Source organism: Staphylococcus sp. GDY8P67P (genome assembly GCF_017892545.1).
GTDB lineage: Bacteria > Bacillota > Bacilli > Staphylococcales > Staphylococcaceae > Staphylococcus > Staphylococcus ureilyticus.
This window is the reverse complement of the sequence record NZ_JAESLH010000004.1, coordinates 210,757-231,652: the sequence shown is the minus strand read 5'-3', so window position 1 is coordinate 231,652 and position 20,896 is coordinate 210,757. Positions and strand designations below refer to the sequence as shown.

Below are 20,896 nucleotides of genomic sequence, written 5' to 3'. Positions count from 1 at the left end.
TGTAATGATAACAATGTGGTAGAACAAAATTANNTAATTTTGTTCTACCACATTGAAGGCATAGTTAGGAACTATAAAATTAACTTATTAAGAAGTTGATTTATCTATAACTGAGTCAATAGAATCGTAATTTAATAAATTTCGATGAATTGCTTCCCACAAGTAAAATGCTCCATATGAAGCATATGGATGCCATTGTTTTGCACAGAGAGTGAGCTGTTTTTTTCTTTCTGCGGTTGAGGTTTGATATAGCCATTGTGCAGCTCTCTGTAAACCTACATCAAAAATGGGCAATATATTTTTGCGTTTTAATGTAAAAATTAAAAATATTTCTGATGTCCAACGACCAATCCCTTTGACCTGTGTTAAAACTTGTTTTACAGTTTTATCATCTAATTCATGTAAATTAGCAAAATCCAATTTATTTTGTTCTATATATGCAAGCAAATTTTGAATATAGTTGATTTTAGTTTTTGAAAGACCAATATGTTTCATTTGTGTTTCCTTCAAACTTAAAATCGATTCAAGGGTCCATTGATTGTGTATAGCATCTGAAAATTTTTGGAAAATTGCTGAAGCGGCAGTATTGGTAATTTGCTGTCCAATGATAGAACGAATTAACGATTTTAGCGGATTGGTACGTAGTGTTATTTCTATGTTGCCAATTTGCTTTATAAGTTTTGCAAGTGTCTCATCTTGATTCATAAGTGTTTGTACAGCCGGATCATTTATATCAATTTGCCACTGAGTCATCGTACTCACACCTTATTGTAATAATTGTTGCAACACAATTGCTTGGTTATGTTGCTCATCTTTTGCACCATATAGCAAAATGACATCTTGCTTACTGTTAGCAATAATATCTTGCAATTCATTAAAAGCTTCTTGTTGTTCCTCATTTTCACGTAATTCTTTCTCGTATTTTTCTTTAAATGCAGCATAAAGTTGAGGATCGTGATTAAACCATTTTCTTAACTCGGATGTAGGTGCAATATTTTTTAGCCAATGGTCTAAATTGGCCTGATCTTTTGATATACCTCTTGGCCAAACACGGTCTACAAGTACACGAACGCCTTCTTTAAGTGGTTTTTCATAAATGCGTTGTATTTGAATAGTCATAAAATACTCCTTTAATTTGAATTATTTCAATTATTTTTCTATAGCCTAAAATTTAATATTAAAAACATCAGAGGTCTCAGAGGTCATATATTCTACCTTAAAGGGTATAGATAAATATAATGCTGAAAAGGAGATTTTAACTATGACGAATTTTGATCAAGTACAACCACCCGAACAATTTAGATACCGTAGTAATGCAGTGCTTATTAAAAATTATTATGAATTCACTTGTGATAATCGAATATATTTCAGTCAAACAGAACACAAAGATTTAGCAAATCAACATTATAAGTTCGATATTGAAATTTTATCTGAAATAGACGATACCGGATTGGCATTAGATTTTAATGAAGTAGATAAAATATATAATCAAAAAATCGCAACTTATTTGGATGGTCAACTCGTTAATGAAACATTGCCATCAATGAATACAACTGCTGAAAATATAGCCTTTTGGATATGGGAACAATTTGAGCAACACTTGCCAGAGCAAAATACACTACAAAAGCTAGAATTTTTTGAGAATGCAACACAAGGTTTAGTATTGACGCGTGAATTCATGGACGGAAAATAAGGTATGTTAATAACACGGTTTCATCAATAATACGCATGTACTAGAGTATGTTAAATTTTAGCGACAACAAGGTTTAATATCGTTTTGAATAGCAACCAAAGTATACGGATAGACAAGTTCATGCAATAGATATGAATGTCTGTCCGTATTTTGTGTGCAATTTTTGTGATTTGTAAGCATACTGTAGAGTTGGAAAATTTTGAGAATATACTTAACTACATTTTTAATTTGAAATGGAAAAGTTTACATAAATAAATATTCTGAAAATTGCGATAATATGGTATATTTTATTTATCACAACATAGGAGGCACACAATGATTAAAGTAAGTCCGAAACAATTTATTAATAATGTATTATCTGGAGTAGCAATTGCAATTGTTGCTGGGCTCATACCTAATGCTATTTTAGGTGAGGTGTTTAAGCTTTTAGCGCCGAAACATGCCATTTTTGAATCTTTACTACAGGTTGTTTTAGGTATTCAATTTACAGTTCCACTATTGGTAGGTGCTTTGATTGCAATGCGCTTTAGTTTAACGCCTTTAGCGACCGCTGTAGTTGCTAGTTCAGCTTTTGTTGGCAGTGGTGTTGCGCAATTTAAAGATGGCGTATGGGTACTTGCTGGAGTAGGAGACTTAATTAATACAATGATTACAGCAGCAATTGCAGTATTTTTTATATTGGTAATTGGTGAACGTTTTGGTAGTCTCACATTGATTATTTTACCAACCATCGTTGGTGTAATTTCAGGTTTGATTGGTTTGACGTTATTACCATACATACAATTAATTACGACTGGTATCGGTAACTTAGTTAATACATTTACAGAATTACAACCTATCATCATGTCAATGCTTATTGCACTTGTCTTTAGTTTCATCATCATTTCACCAATTTCTACAGTGGCTACAGCATTAGCTATTGGTATTAGTGGTTTAGCAGCAGGTTCAGCCTCATTAGGTATCGTAGCATGTGAAGGAGTTCTTGTTGCAGGTACGATGAAAATAAATCGATCAGGTGTACCTATCACAATATTTTTAGGTGGTGTAAAAATGATGATTCCTAATATGGTTCGACATCCTATCATTTTATTACCTATCTTTACCAATGCGCTAATCACTGGTTTTTTTGGTGCATTGCTAGGTATTGCAGGTACCAAAGAATCTGCAGGTTTTGGTATCATTGGACTCGTTGGGCCAATCAGTGCATTTAGACATATGGAAGCGCCGTTACTACTTAATCTATTATATGTATTTATCGCTTTTTTTGTCGTTCCGTTTATGATAGGTTTCTTAATCCATATGTTCTATATGAAAGTTTTGAAATTATATAATAAGGAAGTATTTAAATTTTTAGCATAAAATAAGCAGATATATGCTTGATTAATGTAATATATTGAAAATACGTATAGTTAAAATGTAAGAGAAAACATTAAAAAAGGCCTCAAATCAAAGGTCTTTTTTTATTTTGTACAAAAAAATTTGCAAGTTTGACCCCAATATATAAAAAAGATATCGAAATATATTATTACAGTTATGTAACAAAACGGTTGTTTGTAATTTTTCAGACAATATAAAAAATGAAGTGGTTCAAGTGAAAATACTTTTTTTATGCCAGTATTCATAAATCGTATGAGCAATAATAATTATTTGAGAACGTTGTATAAAATGATTACAAAAGATTGCAATGTTACAAATCAGAATAATTTTTGTAAAGTTTTGTTATATAAGTGTAATATGTTTGATAAAAATATGTGGTATATTAACTATGGTCAAAAAACAAAACATAAAATTTAAAGAATTTTAGCAAATACGACAAAAAAATTATCGAAAATATATTTTATTAGAAATTAAATTTGGAGGATTTATTTTATTATGAAAAAATCAATTTTAGCTTCATCATTAGCAGTAGCATTAGGCGTAACAGGATATGCAGCAGCATCTGACAACAATCAAGCTCACGCTTCAGAACAAAACATCGACAAAGCACATTTAGCAGAATTAGCATTAAATGATTCAGCTGAATTAAATCAAAAACCATTACACGCTGGTGCGTATAACTATAATTTTGTACTAGATGGTAACGAGTTTACTTTTACATCAGACGGTAATACATGGTCATGGGAATACCATGCAGTTGGTGCACAAGCTTCAACACCTAACACTACACAAGATGTAAGTTCAGAAGTTAGTGTTAATACAAATGAAAAATCTGCAAGTGAAGTACGTTCGCAACAATCATATACTGCTCCAGCAGCAGTAGAAGCACCAAAAGCTTCAGCAACTACAAATGTTAGAACAGCACAAACAAGTGCAGCTACGCAAACATATAAAACAGCTCAAGCATCAGCAGCTTCAACTGGTGGATCAGTTAAAGCACAATTCTTAGCGGCTGGTGGATCAGAAGCTATGTGGAATTCAATTGTAATGCCTGAATCAAGTGGTAATCCAAATGCGGTTAACCCAGCAGGATATAGAGGTTTAGGCCAAACTAAAGAATCATGGGGTACTGGTTCAGTAGCAGATCAAACTAAAGGTATGTTAAACTATGCTAAACAACGTTACGGTTCTGAAGCAGCAGCATTAGAATTCCGTAAAAACCACGGTTGGTGGTAAAATCTATAACGCTGAACGAGTTCTGTTTGGTGATATAGATAAAGAGTGACTCAAGCGAGTCACTCTTTTTTTATATTGACATGTTAGAATATTCTGATAAAATTAATATTAATTTAATTATAAAGTAACTTATCCAGAGAAGTGGAGGGACTTGACCCGTTGAAACTTCAGCAACAGACTTATCTATTATCATAAGTACTGTGCTACATTCAACAAGTAAAATACTTGATAGATAAGTGTCATGTGAGAGCTATATGTCACTTAAGGGGCATATAGTTTTTTATTTTAAGGAGGACTTTTAATGGTAATATCAGATCGATTATCACAAATTCCGGATAGTTACTTTGGCAAAACGATGGGGCGTAAAATAGAGCCTGGTCCTTTGCCATTGATTAATATGGCAGTAGGTATACCTGATGGTGCAACGCCTAAAGGTATTCTTGATTGTTACGCAGAAGCCATCTATAAACCAGAAAATCAAAAATATGTCGCTTTTCATGGGAAAGAAACATTTAAGCAAGCAATCGTGGATTTTTATAAAAGACAATATGAGGTTGAATTAGATAAGGATGAAGAAGTTTGTATCTTATATGGTACGAAAAACGGCTTAGTCGCTTTGCCTACATGCATCGTTAATCCAGGGGAAAATGTGCTGCTTCCTGATCCAGGTTATACAGATTATTTAGCAGGTGTATTATTGGCAGATGCTAAGCCACAACCACTTGTGTTAAAGCCACCTTATTATTTGCCACAATGGCATACGATAGATAAAGATGTCTTATTGAATACGCGCTTAGTTTATCTAACTTATCCAAATAATCCTACAGGTTCAGTTGCTACAAAAGATGTGTTTGATAAAGCAATTAAACAATTTCAAGGCACAAAAACTAAAATTGTTCATGATTTTGCCTACAGTGCATTTGGTTTTGATTATAAAAATCCAAGTATTTTACAATCAAAGGGTGCTAAAAACTTAGCAATAGAAGTTTTCTCTTTATCAAAAGGATATAATATGTCAGGTTTTAGAGTTGGTTTTGCTGTAGGAAACAAAGATATGATACAAGCATTGAAAAAATATCAAACACATACGCACGCTGGTATGTTTGGTGCACTGCAAGATGCGGCTACCTTTGCTTTAAATCACTATGATGATTTTCTCTTGAGTCAAAATGAAATATTTAAAGTTCGTAGAGATAAGTTCACTGCTAAATTGAATGCAGTGGGAATCCCTTTTGAACCGATGAATGGTGGCATATTTTTATGGTTGAAAACCCCTAAACATTATGATGGTGAAACATTTGAAACGTATTTATTAAAAGAAAAATCCATTTTGGTTGCGCCAGGTGTTCCATTTGGTGAACATGGGCGGCACTATGTACGTATTTCATTAGCAGTGGATGATGATAGCTTAATGGAAGCCGCAGAACGCATTCAATCATTAAAACATTTATATGAAGCAGATTAGGAGTGAAACGATTAATGAAAAGCATTAAACTTTTTGGTGTCAGAGAAGAAGATATCCCTTTTATTAATGAATGGTCAGAAAAAAATCAGGTTTTAGTAGATTTAGATAGTGACATTTTATCTTTGGAAACGGTAGATCGTGTCAAAGGTTTTGATGGGGTATCATTGTCACAACAAATTGAATTAGATGAAACAGTATATAAAAAATTACATGATTATGGCATTAAGCAAATTGCTCAGAGAAGTGCTGGATTTGATAGTTACAATCTTGAGTTAGCTAAGCAATATGAACTAGTTATAACCAACGTACCTTCATATTCTCCAAATTCAATCGCTGAATATACCGTATCCCAAGCATTAAATTTAATTAGAAATTTTAATGATATACAAAATAAAACTGCAACATATGATTTTAGATGGCAACCAAGTATTTTGTCACGTTCTATAAAAGATTTAAAAGTTGCAGTTATTGGTACAGGTCGTATTGGTTCCATTGTTGGTAAAATTTTTGCAGAAGGTTTTGGTTCAGAAGTAGTAGCATATGATATTGAACCTCAAATTTCATGCGAAGCGTATTTGACATATCAGGAAAGCATGAGTGAAGCAATTAAAGACGCGGATATTGTCACTGTACATATCCCAGCGACAAAGGATAATACATATTTGTTTAATGAGACAGTATTTACAGAAATGAAAACTGGTGCCGTGTTTATTAATTGTGCGCGCGGTACGATTGTTGATACAAAAGCGCTTATAGATGCATTGAATAGTGGGAAATTAAAAGGAGCAGCATTAGACACTTATGAAGGTGAGAAAGGCTTATTCCCAAGTGATCAACGCAATACACAATTGGATGATGCAGTATTAGTTGAATTGATAGAGCGACAAGATGTCATTCTATCTCCACATATTGCTTTTTATACAGATGCAGCTGTGAAAAATCTTATTGTGGATGCGCTAGATGCAACATTAGAGGTAATATATACAGGGGATAGTAAACTTCGCGTTAATTAAATAGGTAATATAAAAACAGGGCTAAGACGTTTGATTTCGTCTCAGCCCTTATTTTATAAATGTACAGGTTATTTAGCATCATAGCCTTGATCTTCGATAGCATCTTTCATGCTTGTCATTGTAACTTTATTGTCGTCAAAATTGACTTCAACATTACCAGCCTCCAGGTTTACATCAGCTGTTGATACGCCATTTAGATTCGTCAGCGCAGATTCTACTGCATGCTTACAATGATCGCAGCTCATGCCATCAACTTTAATTGTTTCTGTTGCCATAAGAATCACCTCCTTAAATTAAGGATATTTATTATTAGTATTATTACAAAATTGAGTTATAATTTCATTCGTTTTAATCTAAGCGAATTGGTTACTACACTTACGGAGCTTAATGCCATAGCTGCGCCAGCTACCCATGGTGCAAGTAAACCTAAAGCGGCAATAGGGATACCGGCAACGTTATAGCCGAACGCCCAAAATAAGTTTTGTCTGATATTGCTTATCGTTGAATTACTAGCTTTGATTGCTTTAGGAATTAATAATAATTCTCCGCCTAAAATAGTGACATCCGCTGCTTCTATTGCTACTTCTGTACCTGTACCAATAGCAATACCAATATCGGCTTGAACTAATGCTGGTGCGTCATTAACGCCATCTCCAACCATAGCAACAATTTTATTATTATCTTGTAGTTCAGCGATTTTTGAAGCTTTTTCTTCTGGTAATACTTCTGAAATTACAGCGTCTATACCTACTTGTTTAGCAATCGCTTGTGCTGTTCGTGCATTATCTCCTGTAAGCATTGTTACGGAAATACCTAATTCGTGTAGTTGTTGTATTGCTTCCTCGGCAGAGTCTTTGACTGTATCAGCGACTGCAATCACACCTTGCAGTGTTTGATTAATAGCAATGAGCATAGCCGTTTTACCTTCGTATTCATATTTAACTAAATTATCTTCATACATTGAAACATCTATATGCGCATCTTTCATGAATTTACGTGTGCCAACAAATACGTCTTGGTTATGAATCATTGCTTGAATGCCGTGTCCAGGTACGGCTTCAAAAGCAGATGTTTCTAATAAGTCGATGTTTTTTTCATTTGCATAATTGACGATTGCTTCAGCTAATGGGTGTTCAGAATCTTTTTCTGCGCTAGCTAATAGTTGTAGGGTTTCATTATTACCCTCAAAATCAGTCACAATTGGTTTACCGTTTGTGATTGTTCCTGTTTTATCTAGAACAACTGTATCGACTTGGTGCGTACGTTCTATGTGCTCGCCGCCTTTAAATAAAATACCATTTTCAGCAGCCTTACCAGTACCCACCATAATTGAAGTGGGTGTTGCGAGGCCCAATGCACATGGGCAAGCGATCACTAATACAGCGATTGCTGCTACAAGCGCAGGTTCAAATTGGCCCGTTTGAACAAAAGCAATCCAAATGATAAATGTGAGTATAGCAATGCCTACGACAATAGGAACAAAGTAACCAGAAATCGTATCAGCTAAACGTTGTATAGGCGCTTTTGAACCTTGAGCGTCTTCAACTACTTTAATAATAGAAGATAAAGCAGTGTCTTTTCCTACTTTTGTTGCTTCTATTGTAATCGTACCGTTTTTATTCATTGTTGATCCTATCACATTATCGTTTAATGTTTTTTCAACAGGGATAGATTCACCGGTTAACATAGATTCATCTATCGCAGTCATACCTTTAATTATTTGACCATCAACTGGTATTTTTTCTCCTGGTTTTACTTGTATATAATCTCCCACAACAACTTCACTGAGTGGCACCATCTGTGTTTTACCATTTCTGATTATACGTGCTTCTTTGGCTTGTAAGCTTAACAATTCACTTAAAGCATTGGTAGTTTGTGTTTTGGCACGACTTTCTAAATATTTACCAAATAAGATAAGTGTTATTAATACGGCACTCGTTTCAAAATACAAATGAGGTGTATCATTTGTATTGCTCAACCATTTTATCATTTCATAAATACTGTAAAAGAATGCTGCGCTCGTACCTAAAGCAACTAATACGTCCATATTGGCTGAGCCATTTCGTAGATTTTTATAAGCGCCTACATAAAATTGCCAACCAATTATAAATTGAACAGGTGTAGCTAATATGAATTGAAACCAGGGATTCATTAAGAAACTCGGTAATGGTAGTCCGAATAAATGGACAAACATCGTCAATAATAAAGGTAAAGAAAGGATGGCTGAAATGATTAATTTGTTTCGTTTCCCTTTTAATTCTTGAGCTTTGCGTGAATTCTTTTCTGAAGGAGCTGCTTTGGTTTTTGCATCATAGCCGATGTTTTGTATTTTCTTTATCAATTCATCTATAGATGTCACTTCTGGATTATAATTTATCGTTGCATTTTCGGTTGTGAGATTGACGTTGGCTTGTTCAACACCGTCAGTGCGATTAAGAACTTTTTCAATACGATTTGAACATGCAGCGCAAGTCATACCGATGACATCTAAATCAGCTTTTTCAGTGACAACATCATAACCTGTATCTTTAATTTTTTGAGTTAAAGCATCGATTGAAGTATGATCTGAATTATATTCAATCGTTGCTTTCTCGGTTGTGACATTGACATTTGCTGTGACATCTTCCATTTTATTTAAATTCTTTTCGATACGGTTTGCACACGCGGCACAAGTCATGCCCGTAATGCCTAGTGTCGTTTTTTTGTTGTTACTCATCTCAGTGACTGCCTCCTTTTGTTTTATAGATTTATAACGAAACGCTATTTGTATGTCATCTGTTAAATTTAATATACCCCCTATAGGTATAAAAGTCAATGTGTTTGTTTGAAACAAAATAAGCTAACATCAGTATGTATGTAACAAGTGATGTTAGCTTATGATTTAAATCAAAGTTATATTAGATGTTGCTGCTGATTGACTTTGCTGAGTTCAGAAACAATTTTACGGCTGTCTTTATTAAGATGTTTTACATAAATCATATTATTTTTCTTTTTATAATTTTCTATTAAAGTATCTATTGCATTGACAGCTGAATCATCCCATAGATGTGCTTGGCTAAAATCGAGATAAATTGTTTGATCTCTTATTTCTAAATCTAATTGATTCATTAAAGAATCGATAGAGACAAAGAAAATTTGTCCTTTAACTTTATAATAGACGTGATGATTTTGTTCCTCATATTGGACAGAAACATTGGATATCTTTGTAGCAAAACATAATGCACTGATGATAACACCAACAATGACGCCAAGCGCTAGATTACTTGTGAACAAAACGATAACGACCGTTAATATCATCACAAATGCATCAGAACGTGGGGCTTTTTGAATAAATTTAAATGATCCCCAGTTAAATGTACCTACCGAAACCATCACCATGATGCCTGCTAAAATTGGCATTGGAATTTCAACAACCCAGTCACCAAAGACCATAATTAAGATAATTAAAAATACACCCGCTGTAAATGTGGAAAGTCGTGTGGTTGCACCTGAGCGCACATTAATAACCGACTGTCCAATCATAGCACAACCTCCCATTGCACCGAAAAAGCCTGTGATAAAGTTTGCGATACCTTGTCCACGAGCTTCTTGATTCTTGTTGCTATAACTATCGGTTGCCTGATCGACGATGCGTGAGGTTAATAAGCTTTCTACAAGACCTACGATTGCCATTGATATGGCATAGGGAAATATAATTTTAAAAGTCTCCATATTAAATGGTACATTTGGGATTATTAATTGCGGTAAGCTTTTTTTAATTTCGCCTAAATCTCCAACCGTTTTAACGTCTGCCCCGGTAACTAAATATGCGATTGTTAATACGACGATAGCAATTAATGGTGCAGGTATACGATTGAACACACGAGGTAATAAATAAATGATTAATAGTGTGATAATGACAAATAAGTATGTAGGCATGGAGATACCAAAGATATGTTTAAGTTGTGTCATAAATATCATTATAGCTAATGCGTTCACAAACCCAATCATTACAGAATTTGGAATAAATTTCATAAGTCTACCTATTTTCAACAACCCAAAGATGATTTGAATGATTCCCATTAAAATGGTGGCAGCAAGTAAATATTGAATACCATGATCTCGAACTAATGGCACAATAACTAAAGCAACAGCACCAGTAGCAGCTGATATCATTGCGGGTCTACCCCCAACTAATGAAATGACAACAGCGATGATAAACGAGGCATATAATCCAACCATTGGATCTACACCTGCAATGATAGAGAATGAGATTGCTTCAGGAATTAACGCAAGTGCTACAACAATACCTGCTAATATATTTGTACCTGGTGCAGTGAGCCATTCTTTCTTTAATTTATTTAGCATAAACTGTGCTCCTTTATTAAAAGTCAATTTTAATAGTATAGCACATAGCATAAAAAAAGTTTATAGTACTTTATGACAAAAAAATTTAAAAAAATATAATTTATTACGAAATAAACATGTGACAGTTTTGTAATTTGAAAATATGTATTTGTTAGTAAAATCAAACGAGAAAATAAAGTGAATTCGCTATGATACAAATATAAATAAAAGTAAAGTGATTGAAGGAGTGTAACACATGTCTATTCTTAAAGTAGAAGGATTAACTAAAAATTATGGTAATAAACATAGAAAACAAGAAGTACTCAAAGGCATAGATTTTGCAATAGAAAAAGGTGAATTTGTGACGATTATGGGGCCATCAGGCTCTGGAAAAACGACATTGCTTAATGTGATTAGTTCCATAGATTATATAACGAGTGGTACTGTTGAAATTAATGGCCATCAAATTAATAAAATGAGTAATAAAGCATTAGCAGACTTTCGTAAAAAAGAAATAGGTTTTATTTTCCAAAATTATAGTGTGCTTAATACATTAACTGTTAAAGAAAATATAATGTTACCACTATCTATTCAAAAATTATCTAAACAAGAAAAAGAGCAAAATTATAACGAAGTCACGCAAGCATTAGGTATTAGTCAACTGGGCCATAAATATCCAAATGAGATATCTGGAGGACAACAACAACGTACTGCTGCGGCAAGGGCTTCAGTACACAAACCTGCTATTATTTTTGCAGATGAACCAACGGGTGCCTTAGATTCAAAAAGTGCACAAGACTTACTAAACCGTTTGGAAGAGTTAAATCAAAAGACGAATGCTACCATCGTAATGGTCACTCACGACCCCGTTGCAGCTAGTTATTCAAATCGTGTCATTATGCTAAAAGATGGTGATATACATTCAGAAATATATCAAGGTGAGGATAGTAATCAAGCATTTTATAAAAACATCATTCACATGCAAACTGCCTTAGGTGGTGTGGCAAATGAATTTTAATCAAATCGTTATCAAGAATTTAAGGAAAAACGTTAGACATTATGCCATGTATTTATTTTCCTTAATTGTCAGTATCGTTTTATATTTTAGTTTTGTAACTTTAAAATATACAAATAGTATTAATAATGAGCAATCATTAAAGACAATTCAAAAAGGTTCAGAAATTGGCGCAGTATTTTTATTCTTTATAATTGTTATATTTTTAATGTATGCAAACCAACTATTTATTAAGCGTAGAACGCGTGAATTTGCGCTGTATCAATTGATTGGTTTAACAAGAAACAACATCATGAGAATGTTAGTCATTGAGCAAGCGATGATGCTTTTATTAACTGGCGTTATCGGCATGATTATCGGCATATTTGGTTCGAAATTGCTGCTGATGATCGTGCTCAAAATATTAGACATCAATATGAGCGTATCGTTATCGTTCCAATTGCCAGCAGTCATACAAACATTGATGCTTATTGTGGTGTCATTTGTACTCATACTCATACAAAGTTTTATCTTTTTACGTAAGCGTAGTATTTTAATGATGATGAATGACAATGCACGCACAGAAGCAACCAAATCTCAAATCACTGTGATCGAAGTGATCTTCGGTGTGTTAGGTATTGTGATGATTGGTGTAGGATATTATATCTCAACAGAAATGTTTGGTAAGTTTCTCAATATGGTTATCTATTCACCATTTATCATTTTATTTTTAACGGTGTTAGGGGCATATTTATTTTTCCGTAGTTCCGTTTCGCTTATATTTAAAACGTTAAAACGTTCAAAAAAAGGCAATGTGTCAATCACTGACGTTGTGTTTACATCATCTATCATGCACAGAATGAAGAAAAATGCATTATCATTAACAATCATTGCAACTATTTCAGCAGTAACCGTAACGGTATTATGTTTTGGTGCAATTAGTAAATCAACGATGGATGAAAATACAAAGTTAATGGCACCTCATGACTTAAATTTTAAAGATAGTAAACAAGCAAAACAATTTGAAAGTAAATTACAAAAAGCACACATTGAAGTAAAGAAAGACTATAAAGAAGTGACACGTGGCGATATATTAAATGATCAAGTATTTCAAAAATCAAATATGGGTAATATGAAAACCTTGTTTGTTACGAGCAATCAATACTTTAATGATAAAGCAGTTTCTGGAAATAAAGCTAAATTGATTAACTTAGCAGCTGGTTCTGGAATAGTAAAATATGATTTAAATAAAGAGATTCAGTTAAAAAATAGTCATACGGAAACATTCAAGGTGATTGGCGACAGTAATAAAGCGACATTTATGAGCGAAGTAAGTTATGGTGGTCCAGTATTATTAGTAAGCTCGGATAAATATGAGCAAATCAAGCAAGAAGGTAAAGAAACGAATAAACAATACGGTTATGATTTGAAACATCATACAGATTTGACAAAAGCAACGAAAATTGCACAATCTATTGAACCGAGTATCCAATCACAAGGTATGATAAAACAAGAAATGAATGAAAGTGTCGGCATTTTATTATTTGTCACTTCATTTTTAGGTTTGGCATTTTTAGTGGCAGCAGGATGTATTATTTATATTAAACAAATGGATGAGACTGAAGATGAAATCCCGAACTTTCGCATTTTAAGAAAAATTGGTTATACTCATCAGGATATGTTGAAAGGACTAGGGTTAAAAGTAATTTTCAACTTTGGCTTACCTTTAGTTGTGTCACTGATGCATGCTTACTTTGCAGCAAAAGCTTTTATGGGTATTTATAATGCGACAAGTATGACACCAGTTTATGTTGTCATGATAGTATATTCAATTGTGTATTGTATATTTGCAATTATGTCTTTTATACATTCAAGCCGAATTGTAAAACATTCAATTTAAAAAATAAAACATTCTATTAATAAGCTTAAATAAAATGCTGTGAATGAAGTTATAAACATATAACATGATTCACAGCATTTTTAATTTATGTATCGGGTTTTTTTAAATATGTTTGTCGTTGTCTATTCGTGGTATGTAGTACACGGCACAATGATTACACATGGGGGTATAATGATGAATTTATTAGAATTTCATAAGCAAATTAAAGGTTATACACAAAACAAACAACCAGGTATTCAAAAAGAGATGAATCCACAGCCTATAACAGAGATGGAAGGTTATAAAAGCGGTGGCAAATTAACGGGCAAGGTTGCTCTGATTACTGGCGGTGATTCTGGCATTGGGTGTTCTGTAGCGATGCTATTTGCAAGAGAAGGTGCAAATGTTGCTATTGGCTATTATGATGAACATGAAGATGCTCAAAAAGTAGTGGATGATTTGAAAAGAATAGGTGTAAAAGCTAAAGCCTATGCACATGATTTAAAGGTAGTGTCAGACGCTCAAGCATTAATTGATAAAGTGGTTAAAGACTTTGGAGGTTTAAACATTTTAGTAAATAATGGTGGCGTTCAATTTCCACAGGATAGTTTTCAAGAAATTACGCCAGAGCAAGTGAAAGAAACGTTTGAAACTAATATTTTTGGCATGATGTTTTTATCTCAAGCAGCAGCGCCACATTTAGCAGACGGTGATGCCATTATCAATACTACAAGTGTAACAGCATATAGAGGATCAGCGCATCTTATTGATTATTCAGCAACCAAAGGGGCAATTGTAGCGTTTACAAGATCTTTAGCGACAAGTTTGATAGAACGGGGCGTACGTGTAAATGCTGTTGCACCTGGTCCGATATATACACCTTTAATACCTGCTACATTTTTAGAAGAAAAAGTAGCACATCAAGGTGGAGAAACGCCAATGGGTCGCCGAGGACAACCCGCAGAACTAGCACCGTCGTATGTATTTTTAGCGTCTTATGCAGATAGTTCTTACATTACAGGACAAGTCATTCATGTAAATGGCGGTGATTATATTACTTCTTAAGTATAGTGTGTAGCTTGATTATTATGGACTAACGAAATAACAACTTACTGCAACTTTGATAGTAAAGCTTACTCTATAAAATTAGTAATGAATGTAGGGTGTGTCTTGTTTTAAAGTTAATTGAAATATTTGATTTAGCATTATCATTTTGTAGCCCTTAAGGGGATAGACTTTGATAATACCTTCTATATTAAGTAGTAGTAAAAAACACTTTCATATCAATTCATGCAAAAGCATGAATTGAACGAAAGTGTTTTGTTATATTTTATAGCAAATGTAAAATCCTTTGAAAGATGAAAGTACTTTTGCAATGTTTGTAAAGTTTTCTAAAGTTGAGCGTGTATTGTTAATATGATATTTAACATAGATATGTTATTGATCTAGTTTTGAATTGAGAGATGCTAGGTTGCATGTACATCTATATCTAAAAAGTATGTTAATCATTTATAACTAAGGCATCAAGTTTGATGCATACGTTTTAAAATATTAAAAGAAATCTGAAGGAATGAAATCATCGACATTGATATTTTTTAAAGAGTCAAAGTTAACATTTTCAATATTTTGTAGTATTTCTCCTTCTTTAAATTGTTGATAATAATTTGTAGTTTCTGCTACGATATCGTGATCTTGAAATGTTTTTACGACACCTAAGATTAAGAGGACTGCTATTGCACCTTTGATGATTGTTTTCATAAGTAATGACTCCTTTTAATGATAATACATATATTATAAATGAAAATTTAGTCTGTGACATGCGTCCAGAGTATTTACATACTATCGTACCTTAGTTGTATACGACGTGCTTATGAAAATATATGGTCATCAATTCTAATTAAAGTTTCAATTAGAGACCAAAAGCAATTGGTAACCAGAAATAAGCAAATAGTGATATGACAATAATGGTGAATATATTTAATATAAAACCAGCTTTTACCATATCTTTCATTTCTAATTCATCAGAACTAAATACCGCTGCATTTGGTGGTGTTGAAATGGGCAACATGAAAGCACATGTTGATGATACTGCTACAATACCCATAATAATGAAAGGGTCTTGGCTGATAGCTGCAGCAAATCCAATACTGATTGGCATTAACATATTTGATACGGCTGTATTAGACATCACTTCGGTAAGGAATAAAATGCCAGTCGTAAGCACGATAACAATTAAAATGAGTGGCAACGGTTTTACAACGCCTAGCATACCCCCAAACCACTTTGTTAAACCAGAGTCTTCAAAAGCAGCAGCTAACGAAAGACCGCCACCAAACAATAGTAATATACCCCAAGGGAGTTTACTCATATCATCCCAAACAAGTAAACCACCTTTGTGGGATTTAGCTGGAATTAAAAATAAAAGCACTGCACCTATCATTGCAATAACTGTGTCTGATAAGTGGAGAGAAGATGGAAGCAGGCTACCACAAATCCATAATATACTAACAAATAGAAATACAATACCTGTTAATTTTTCTTCTAGACTCATAGGTCCTAAATCACGTAATGATTTTTTAGCAAAATCAGAAGATATTTGATCTGCATCTTCAATTTTAAAGAGCCATTTTGTCATTAACAAATATAATATGATAAGTAATATAATTGTTAATGGTAATGCAAAAATCATCCATTGTGCAAAAGAAACTGTTCTATTTAAGCTTGAAGAAGCGATTGCAGCAAAAACTGCATTTGGCACTGAGCCAATTAATGTTGCGAGACCACCTATAGAAGCGGAATAAGCGACCGTAAGTAATAAAGCTTTACTGAATTTATGTGCTGACTCAGGCTTTAAAAATTGTGCGTTTTGGATTTCATGTATTAAAGCTAATGCAATCGGTAACATCATTAAGGCTGTTGCAGCATTTGAAATCCACATCGATATAAATGCCGTTGCAATCATGGTACCTAAAATAATCCTATTGCTATTAGAACCCATCATAGCGATAATCGTCATAGCGATACGTTTATGTAAGTTCCATTTTTCAATTGCCAAGGCAATAATGAAGCCCCCCATATACATAAAGACGATCGGATCAGCATAAGCACTTGCAGCTACTTGTTCGTCTGTGCCTCCACTTAAAGGTAGTAGAATAAGTGGTATGAGTGAAGTAGCCGGAATAGGAATCGCTTCTGTAATCCACCACGTGGCGACAAAAAGTGTTACAGCAAGTACGGCCCTAGGAGCGTCATCTAGCCCAGTAATCTCAGGAATAAAATAAAAAGTAAGAAAAAGCAACGGTCCTAGTATCAAACCAATTTTTTGTTTCATAAAAATCCCCCTTGTTTGTACCCTTGCATTAGTAAGAATATCAAGTTGGAAAAGTAATGACAATTTATTTTTCAGAAAATTGTAAAAAAACAACTGTTTTATTGTTAGAATAAATTTAATCTTATGCATGCAAAATAAAGGGGAGTGATTTTATGGTTTTGGGTACACTAGTAGGAAAAGATGATACATGGGTATTATGGGCGATTATTATAGTTTGGGCCACAATAAGTATCTTTTTAGAACAACGATATCAATGGGCAAGTACGATTTCAGGAGCGATTATTGCATTGGTAGGAGCGATGTTACTTTCTAACTTTAAAGTTATCCCAACGAGTGCACCAGTTTATGATACCGTGTGGGATTATATTGTCCCTTTATCTATACCGTTGCTACTTTTTAGTTCAAATATATTAAAAATTTGGAAAGAAAGTCGGCGATTGTTATTTATTTTTTTAATTGCGTCAATAGGGACCATGATAGGGACAACTGTAGCTTTTATTATATTAAATCATTCAGTGCCTTATTTATCAAAAATAGGGGCGATGATGACTGGAAGTTACATTGGTGGGGGTGTGAATTTTGCGGCATTAAGTTCCAAATTAAAAACGCCTGGAGAAATGGTTTCATCCACAGTTGTTGCAGATAATAGTGTCATGGCATTATATTTTCTGTTATTAATTGCTATACCATCCATTCCGTTTATTAAAAAACACTTTAAAACACATTATCATAGTGATCATACACCGGCAGCACAACAATCATTTTGGCAACCAAAAAAAATTCAATTATTAGATATCGCATTTTCAATCGCTGCAGCAATAGCAATCGTTGCAATCAGTTTTAAACTTTCTGAATTAATACAACATGTTGTACCTCAAAGTAATTTGCTCTTAACTATACTTGTGTCATTTTTTGGTGATTTCTATCTCTTACTTACAACTTTAACACTTGTCATCGTTGCAATTTGGGGAAACTTCTTTGAAAAATTAGCAGGTGCCTCTGAAATTGGAACATTCTTAATTTATATTTTCTTTGTTGTCATAGGTACACCAGCCTCGTTTGTTACGATTGTAAAAACGGCACCGTTGTTATTTATTTTTGTTATGATAATTTTAATATTTAACTTGGGTTTGAGCTTGTTGTTAGGAAAATTGTTGAAATTCAACATTGAAGAGATATTACTTGCAAGTAATGCAACTGCTGGAGGTCCTACTACTGCAGCTGCATTAGCTATTGGTAAAGGTTGGACTGATTTAGTCGGACCTATATTAATTGTAGGTACATTAGGTTATGTGATTGGCAATTATGCAGGTACATTAATGTATCAATGGTTATCTTATATTGCATAGTGGTAAGACAATTATTTAGAAATATCATGACGCGATGATATAGTTAATCTGGTGAATTATTATAGATGAGTGAGGGATGTAATATGAGGGAAAAAGAAAAAATGTTAGCTGGACAATGGTATGACGCAAATTACGATGAAAATTTGGATAAAGAAAGAAATATAGCTAAAGACTTATGCTTTGAATTAAATCAAACGAAACCTAGCAATAAAGCAAAGCGTCAAACTATTTTGAAGGCATTGTTACATGCTGAACCAAATAATTTGGAATTATTAAGTCCGTTTTATGTCGATTATGGTTATAACCTTTTTTTAGGTGAACAGGTGTTTATCAATCATGATTGTTATTTTATGGATGGTGGTAAAATTTTTGTGGGCAATCATGTGTTTATTGGACCAAAATGTGGTTTTTACACTGCGATACATCCATTAGCATATCAAGATAGAAATCAAGGATTGGAACAAGCGTTACCCATACATATAGGAGATGATGTATGGATTGGCGCAAATGTCATAGTCTTACCAGGAGTAACAATAGGTAATGGCTCAGTAATTGGTGCGGGAAGTGTTGTATCTAAGGATATTCCTGAGAATGTAGTTGCAGTCGGCTCTCCGGCAAAACCAATAAAAACGATTGAAAACAACGCATCGACATGATGATATTAAATATTGAACTTTTTCGATAGGAGTTAGTGACATGATTCAACGTTTGCAACGGATCATGTTACGACTCTTTTTTATTTTTTAACAGGATAAATAAAATATTATTGCGTGAAATTTTAAAATAAATTAAATTTGTTTTAAAAAATGTTCCGCGGAGCTTAATTAGAAATTAATAAAATTGTTCGGAATATAATAAAAAATTATGTTAGAATATATAAATATGGAAATTGAAAAGTTTATATTTTGTGATTTTCAAATATTTTAATATTTATTTTTTGCAAGTAGCTTTGCCATCCATATTTAGAAAGGATTGAACGATTTATTGCACAAATTTATTGTGTGAGCAGTTCAAAGAAAGAGGAGAATGATTCATGGATATTTTAATAGGGACCTTGTTTTTAATCGTTGTACTAGTGTTATTTACATTATTTACATATCGTGCTCCTAATGGCATGCGTGCAATGGGAGCATTAGCTAATGCAGCGATAGCAACATTTTTAGTGGAAGCTTTTCATAAGTATGTTGGTGGAGATCTGTTTGGTATTAAATTTTTAGGAGATCTTGGTGATGCTGCTGGTGGACTTGGCGGTGTGGCAGCTGCAGGTTTGGTAGCTTTAGCAATCGGGGTTTCGCCTGTGTATGCTTTAGTGATTGCAGCAGCTTGTGGCGGTTTAGATTTAATACCAGGATTTGTTGCTGGTTATGCAATTGGTTATTTAATGAAGTTTGCAGAACATAAAGTGCCGGACGGCGTAGATTTAATAGTGGGTATTTTGATTATAGCGCCACTAGCAAGATTAGTAGCTACTGTAATTACGCCATTAGTAAATAATTCATTATTGAAAATTGGGGATATTATTCAAAGTTCCACAGAAATTAACCCGATTATTATGGGTCTTATACTTGGTGGCGTCATTACAGTTGTTGGAACGGCACCATTAAGTTCCATGGCATTGACTGCGTTATTAGGTTTAACTGGGATGCCAATGGCAATTGCAGCCATGGTTTCATTTGCATCATCTTTCATTAACGGTACGATGTTTAATAAACTTAAACTAGGAGATCGTAAATCTAGAATTGCAGTTTGTATTGAACCATTATCACAAGCAGATGTTGTGTCAGCCAATCCAGTACCCGTCTATACCGCTAACTTTATTGGTGGTGCTTTAGCAGGTGCGGTGATAGCATCATCAGGTATGATTAATGATGCGACAGGTACAGCTACCCCGCTCGCAGGTTTTCTTGTTATGTTCGGTTTCAATAACCCGATAAAAATAATTATTTATGGCGCCATTGTAGGTGTTATAGGTTTAATCGTAGGATATGTATGTTCAGTTTGGTTTAAAAATTATCCAGTCGTTTCGAAAGAAGAGATAGAAGCACGATAATGCTACGTTATAAGTAAATGATGTAAATGTTAATCTTAAAATAGTCAACCGTGTTTCATACTGATCATAAAAACCATTATAAAAATGAAAAGCAGCATATAGCAGCCATTTAGTATTTGTGGATGCTATCATGCTGCTTTTTAAATTTCCATCATTAAAATTAGTGTGTAAAAATGTGTATCA

At 33.6% G+C, this 20,896-nt stretch carries 18 protein-coding genes and 1 riboswitch; of the genes, 11 read left to right on the top strand and 7 right to left on the bottom strand.

Annotated features, from left to right (window positions below; genetic code table 11):
• Nucleotides 1-87: 87 nt before the first annotated feature.
• Nucleotides 88-753 (bottom strand): DNA-3-methyladenine glycosylase family protein, encoded by a 666-nt coding sequence (locus KA833_RS01125; protein WP_210128163.1) that lies wholly within the window; start codon nucleotides 751-753, stop codon nucleotides 88-90.
• Between the two features lie 12 nt (nucleotides 754-765).
• Nucleotides 766-1,119: a DUF488 domain-containing protein gene (locus tag KA833_RS01120; protein WP_046206713.1), complete on the bottom strand. Its 354-nt coding sequence runs from the start codon at nucleotides 1,117-1,119 to the stop codon at nucleotides 766-768.
• A 142-nt stretch (nucleotides 1,120-1,261) separates the two neighbouring features.
• Here KA833_RS01120 and KA833_RS01115 point away from each other — a divergent pair, with 142 nt between their 5' ends.
• The 5 genes from KA833_RS01115 (at nucleotide 1,262) to KA833_RS01095 (ending at nucleotide 6,784) form a co-directional block, all read left to right on the top strand.
• Nucleotides 1,262-1,693 (top strand): 6-pyruvoyl trahydropterin synthase family protein, encoded by a 432-nt coding sequence (locus KA833_RS01115; protein WP_210128165.1) that lies wholly within the window; start codon nucleotides 1,262-1,264, stop codon nucleotides 1,691-1,693.
• A 315-nt stretch (nucleotides 1,694-2,008) separates the two neighbouring features.
• On the top strand, nucleotides 2,009-3,052 hold the full coding sequence (locus KA833_RS01110) for a PTS sugar transporter subunit IIC (protein WP_046206715.1): 1,044 nt from the start codon (nucleotides 2,009-2,011) through the stop codon (nucleotides 3,050-3,052).
• Nucleotides 3,053-3,565: 513 nt separating this feature from the next.
• The gene (locus KA833_RS01105; RefSeq protein ID WP_064209228.1) at nucleotides 3,566-4,306 is read left to right on the top strand and encodes an aggregation-promoting factor C-terminal-like domain-containing protein; all 741 of its coding nucleotides are present in this window, start codon (nucleotides 3,566-3,568) and stop codon (nucleotides 4,304-4,306) included.
• Nucleotides 4,307-4,432: 126 nt separating this feature from the next.
• Nucleotides 4,433-4,545: riboswitch (SAM riboswitch) on the top strand.
• 62 nt (nucleotides 4,546-4,607) lie between these two features.
• Complete coding sequence (locus KA833_RS01100; RefSeq protein WP_070658009.1) at nucleotides 4,608-5,771, top strand: aminotransferase class I/II-fold pyridoxal phosphate-dependent enzyme; 1,164 nt, start codon at nucleotides 4,608-4,610, stop codon at nucleotides 5,769-5,771.
• A gap of 14 nt (nucleotides 5,772-5,785) precedes the next feature.
• A complete protein-coding gene (locus KA833_RS01095) occupies nucleotides 5,786-6,784 on the top strand; it encodes a D-lactate dehydrogenase (protein ID WP_046206718.1) in 999 nt (332 codons plus the stop codon).
• A gap of 68 nt (nucleotides 6,785-6,852) precedes the next feature.
• Here the strand turns inward: KA833_RS01095 and copZ are convergent, their stop codons facing one another.
• From copZ to KA833_RS01080, 3 genes are all read right to left on the bottom strand, one after another.
• Complete coding sequence (gene copZ, locus KA833_RS01090) at nucleotides 6,853-7,059, bottom strand: copper chaperone CopZ (RefSeq protein ID WP_046206719.1); 207 nt, start codon at nucleotides 7,057-7,059, stop codon at nucleotides 6,853-6,855.
• A gap of 56 nt (nucleotides 7,060-7,115) precedes the next feature.
• A complete protein-coding gene (locus KA833_RS01085; protein WP_107365372.1) occupies nucleotides 7,116-9,500 on the bottom strand; it encodes a heavy metal translocating P-type ATPase in 2,385 nt (794 codons plus the stop codon).
• 176 nt (nucleotides 9,501-9,676) lie between these two features.
• Entirely contained in the window at nucleotides 9,677-11,131 is a 1,455-nt protein-coding gene (locus KA833_RS01080) for a SulP family inorganic anion transporter (protein ID WP_064209231.1), read from the bottom strand.
• Nucleotides 11,132-11,366: 235 nt separating this feature from the next.
• Between KA833_RS01080 and KA833_RS01075 the strand changes: the two genes are divergently transcribed.
• From KA833_RS01075 to KA833_RS01065, 3 genes are all read left to right on the top strand, one after another.
• A complete protein-coding gene (locus tag KA833_RS01075) occupies nucleotides 11,367-12,128 on the top strand; it encodes an ABC transporter ATP-binding protein (protein WP_046206722.1) in 762 nt (253 codons plus the stop codon).
• Entirely contained in the window at nucleotides 12,118-14,004 is a 1,887-nt protein-coding gene (locus KA833_RS01070) for an FtsX-like permease family protein (RefSeq protein ID WP_070037283.1), read from the top strand. Before KA833_RS01075 ends, KA833_RS01070 begins: the two co-directional genes overlap by 11 nt.
• A gap of 174 nt (nucleotides 14,005-14,178) precedes the next feature.
• Nucleotides 14,179-15,048 carry an SDR family oxidoreductase gene (locus KA833_RS01065; RefSeq protein ID WP_210128167.1) on the top strand — a complete coding sequence of 290 codons (870 nt, stop codon included), beginning with the start codon at nucleotides 14,179-14,181 and terminating at the stop codon, nucleotides 15,046-15,048.
• Between the two features lie 486 nt (nucleotides 15,049-15,534).
• Here the strand turns inward: KA833_RS01065 and KA833_RS01060 are convergent, their stop codons facing one another.
• Nucleotides 15,535-15,741 (bottom strand): hypothetical protein, encoded by a 207-nt coding sequence (locus KA833_RS01060; protein ID WP_019469992.1) that lies wholly within the window; start codon nucleotides 15,739-15,741, stop codon nucleotides 15,535-15,537.
• A gap of 151 nt (nucleotides 15,742-15,892) precedes the next feature.
• Nucleotides 15,893-17,314, bottom strand: a complete 1,422-nt coding sequence (locus tag KA833_RS01055; protein WP_064209234.1) for an SLC13 family permease — start codon at nucleotides 17,312-17,314, stop codon at nucleotides 15,893-15,895.
• A 152-nt stretch (nucleotides 17,315-17,466) separates the two neighbouring features.
• On the opposite strand from KA833_RS01055, the gene KA833_RS01050 reads away from it, so the two are divergent.
• The 3 genes from KA833_RS01050 to KA833_RS01040 all read left to right on the top strand — a co-directional run bounded on the left by KA833_RS01050 (nucleotide 17,467) and on the right by KA833_RS01040 (nucleotide 20,713).
• The gene (locus KA833_RS01050) at nucleotides 17,467-18,663 is read left to right on the top strand and encodes a DUF819 family protein (RefSeq protein WP_210128169.1); all 1,197 of its coding nucleotides are present in this window, start codon (nucleotides 17,467-17,469) and stop codon (nucleotides 18,661-18,663) included.
• A gap of 83 nt (nucleotides 18,664-18,746) precedes the next feature.
• Nucleotides 18,747-19,319, top strand: a complete 573-nt coding sequence (locus tag KA833_RS01045; RefSeq protein WP_210128172.1) for a sugar O-acetyltransferase — start codon at nucleotides 18,747-18,749, stop codon at nucleotides 19,317-19,319.
• A gap of 377 nt (nucleotides 19,320-19,696) precedes the next feature.
• Complete coding sequence (locus KA833_RS01040) at nucleotides 19,697-20,713, top strand: PTS sugar transporter subunit IIC (RefSeq protein ID WP_064209237.1); 1,017 nt, start codon at nucleotides 19,697-19,699, stop codon at nucleotides 20,711-20,713.
• Nucleotides 20,714-20,896: the final 183 nt, after the last annotated feature.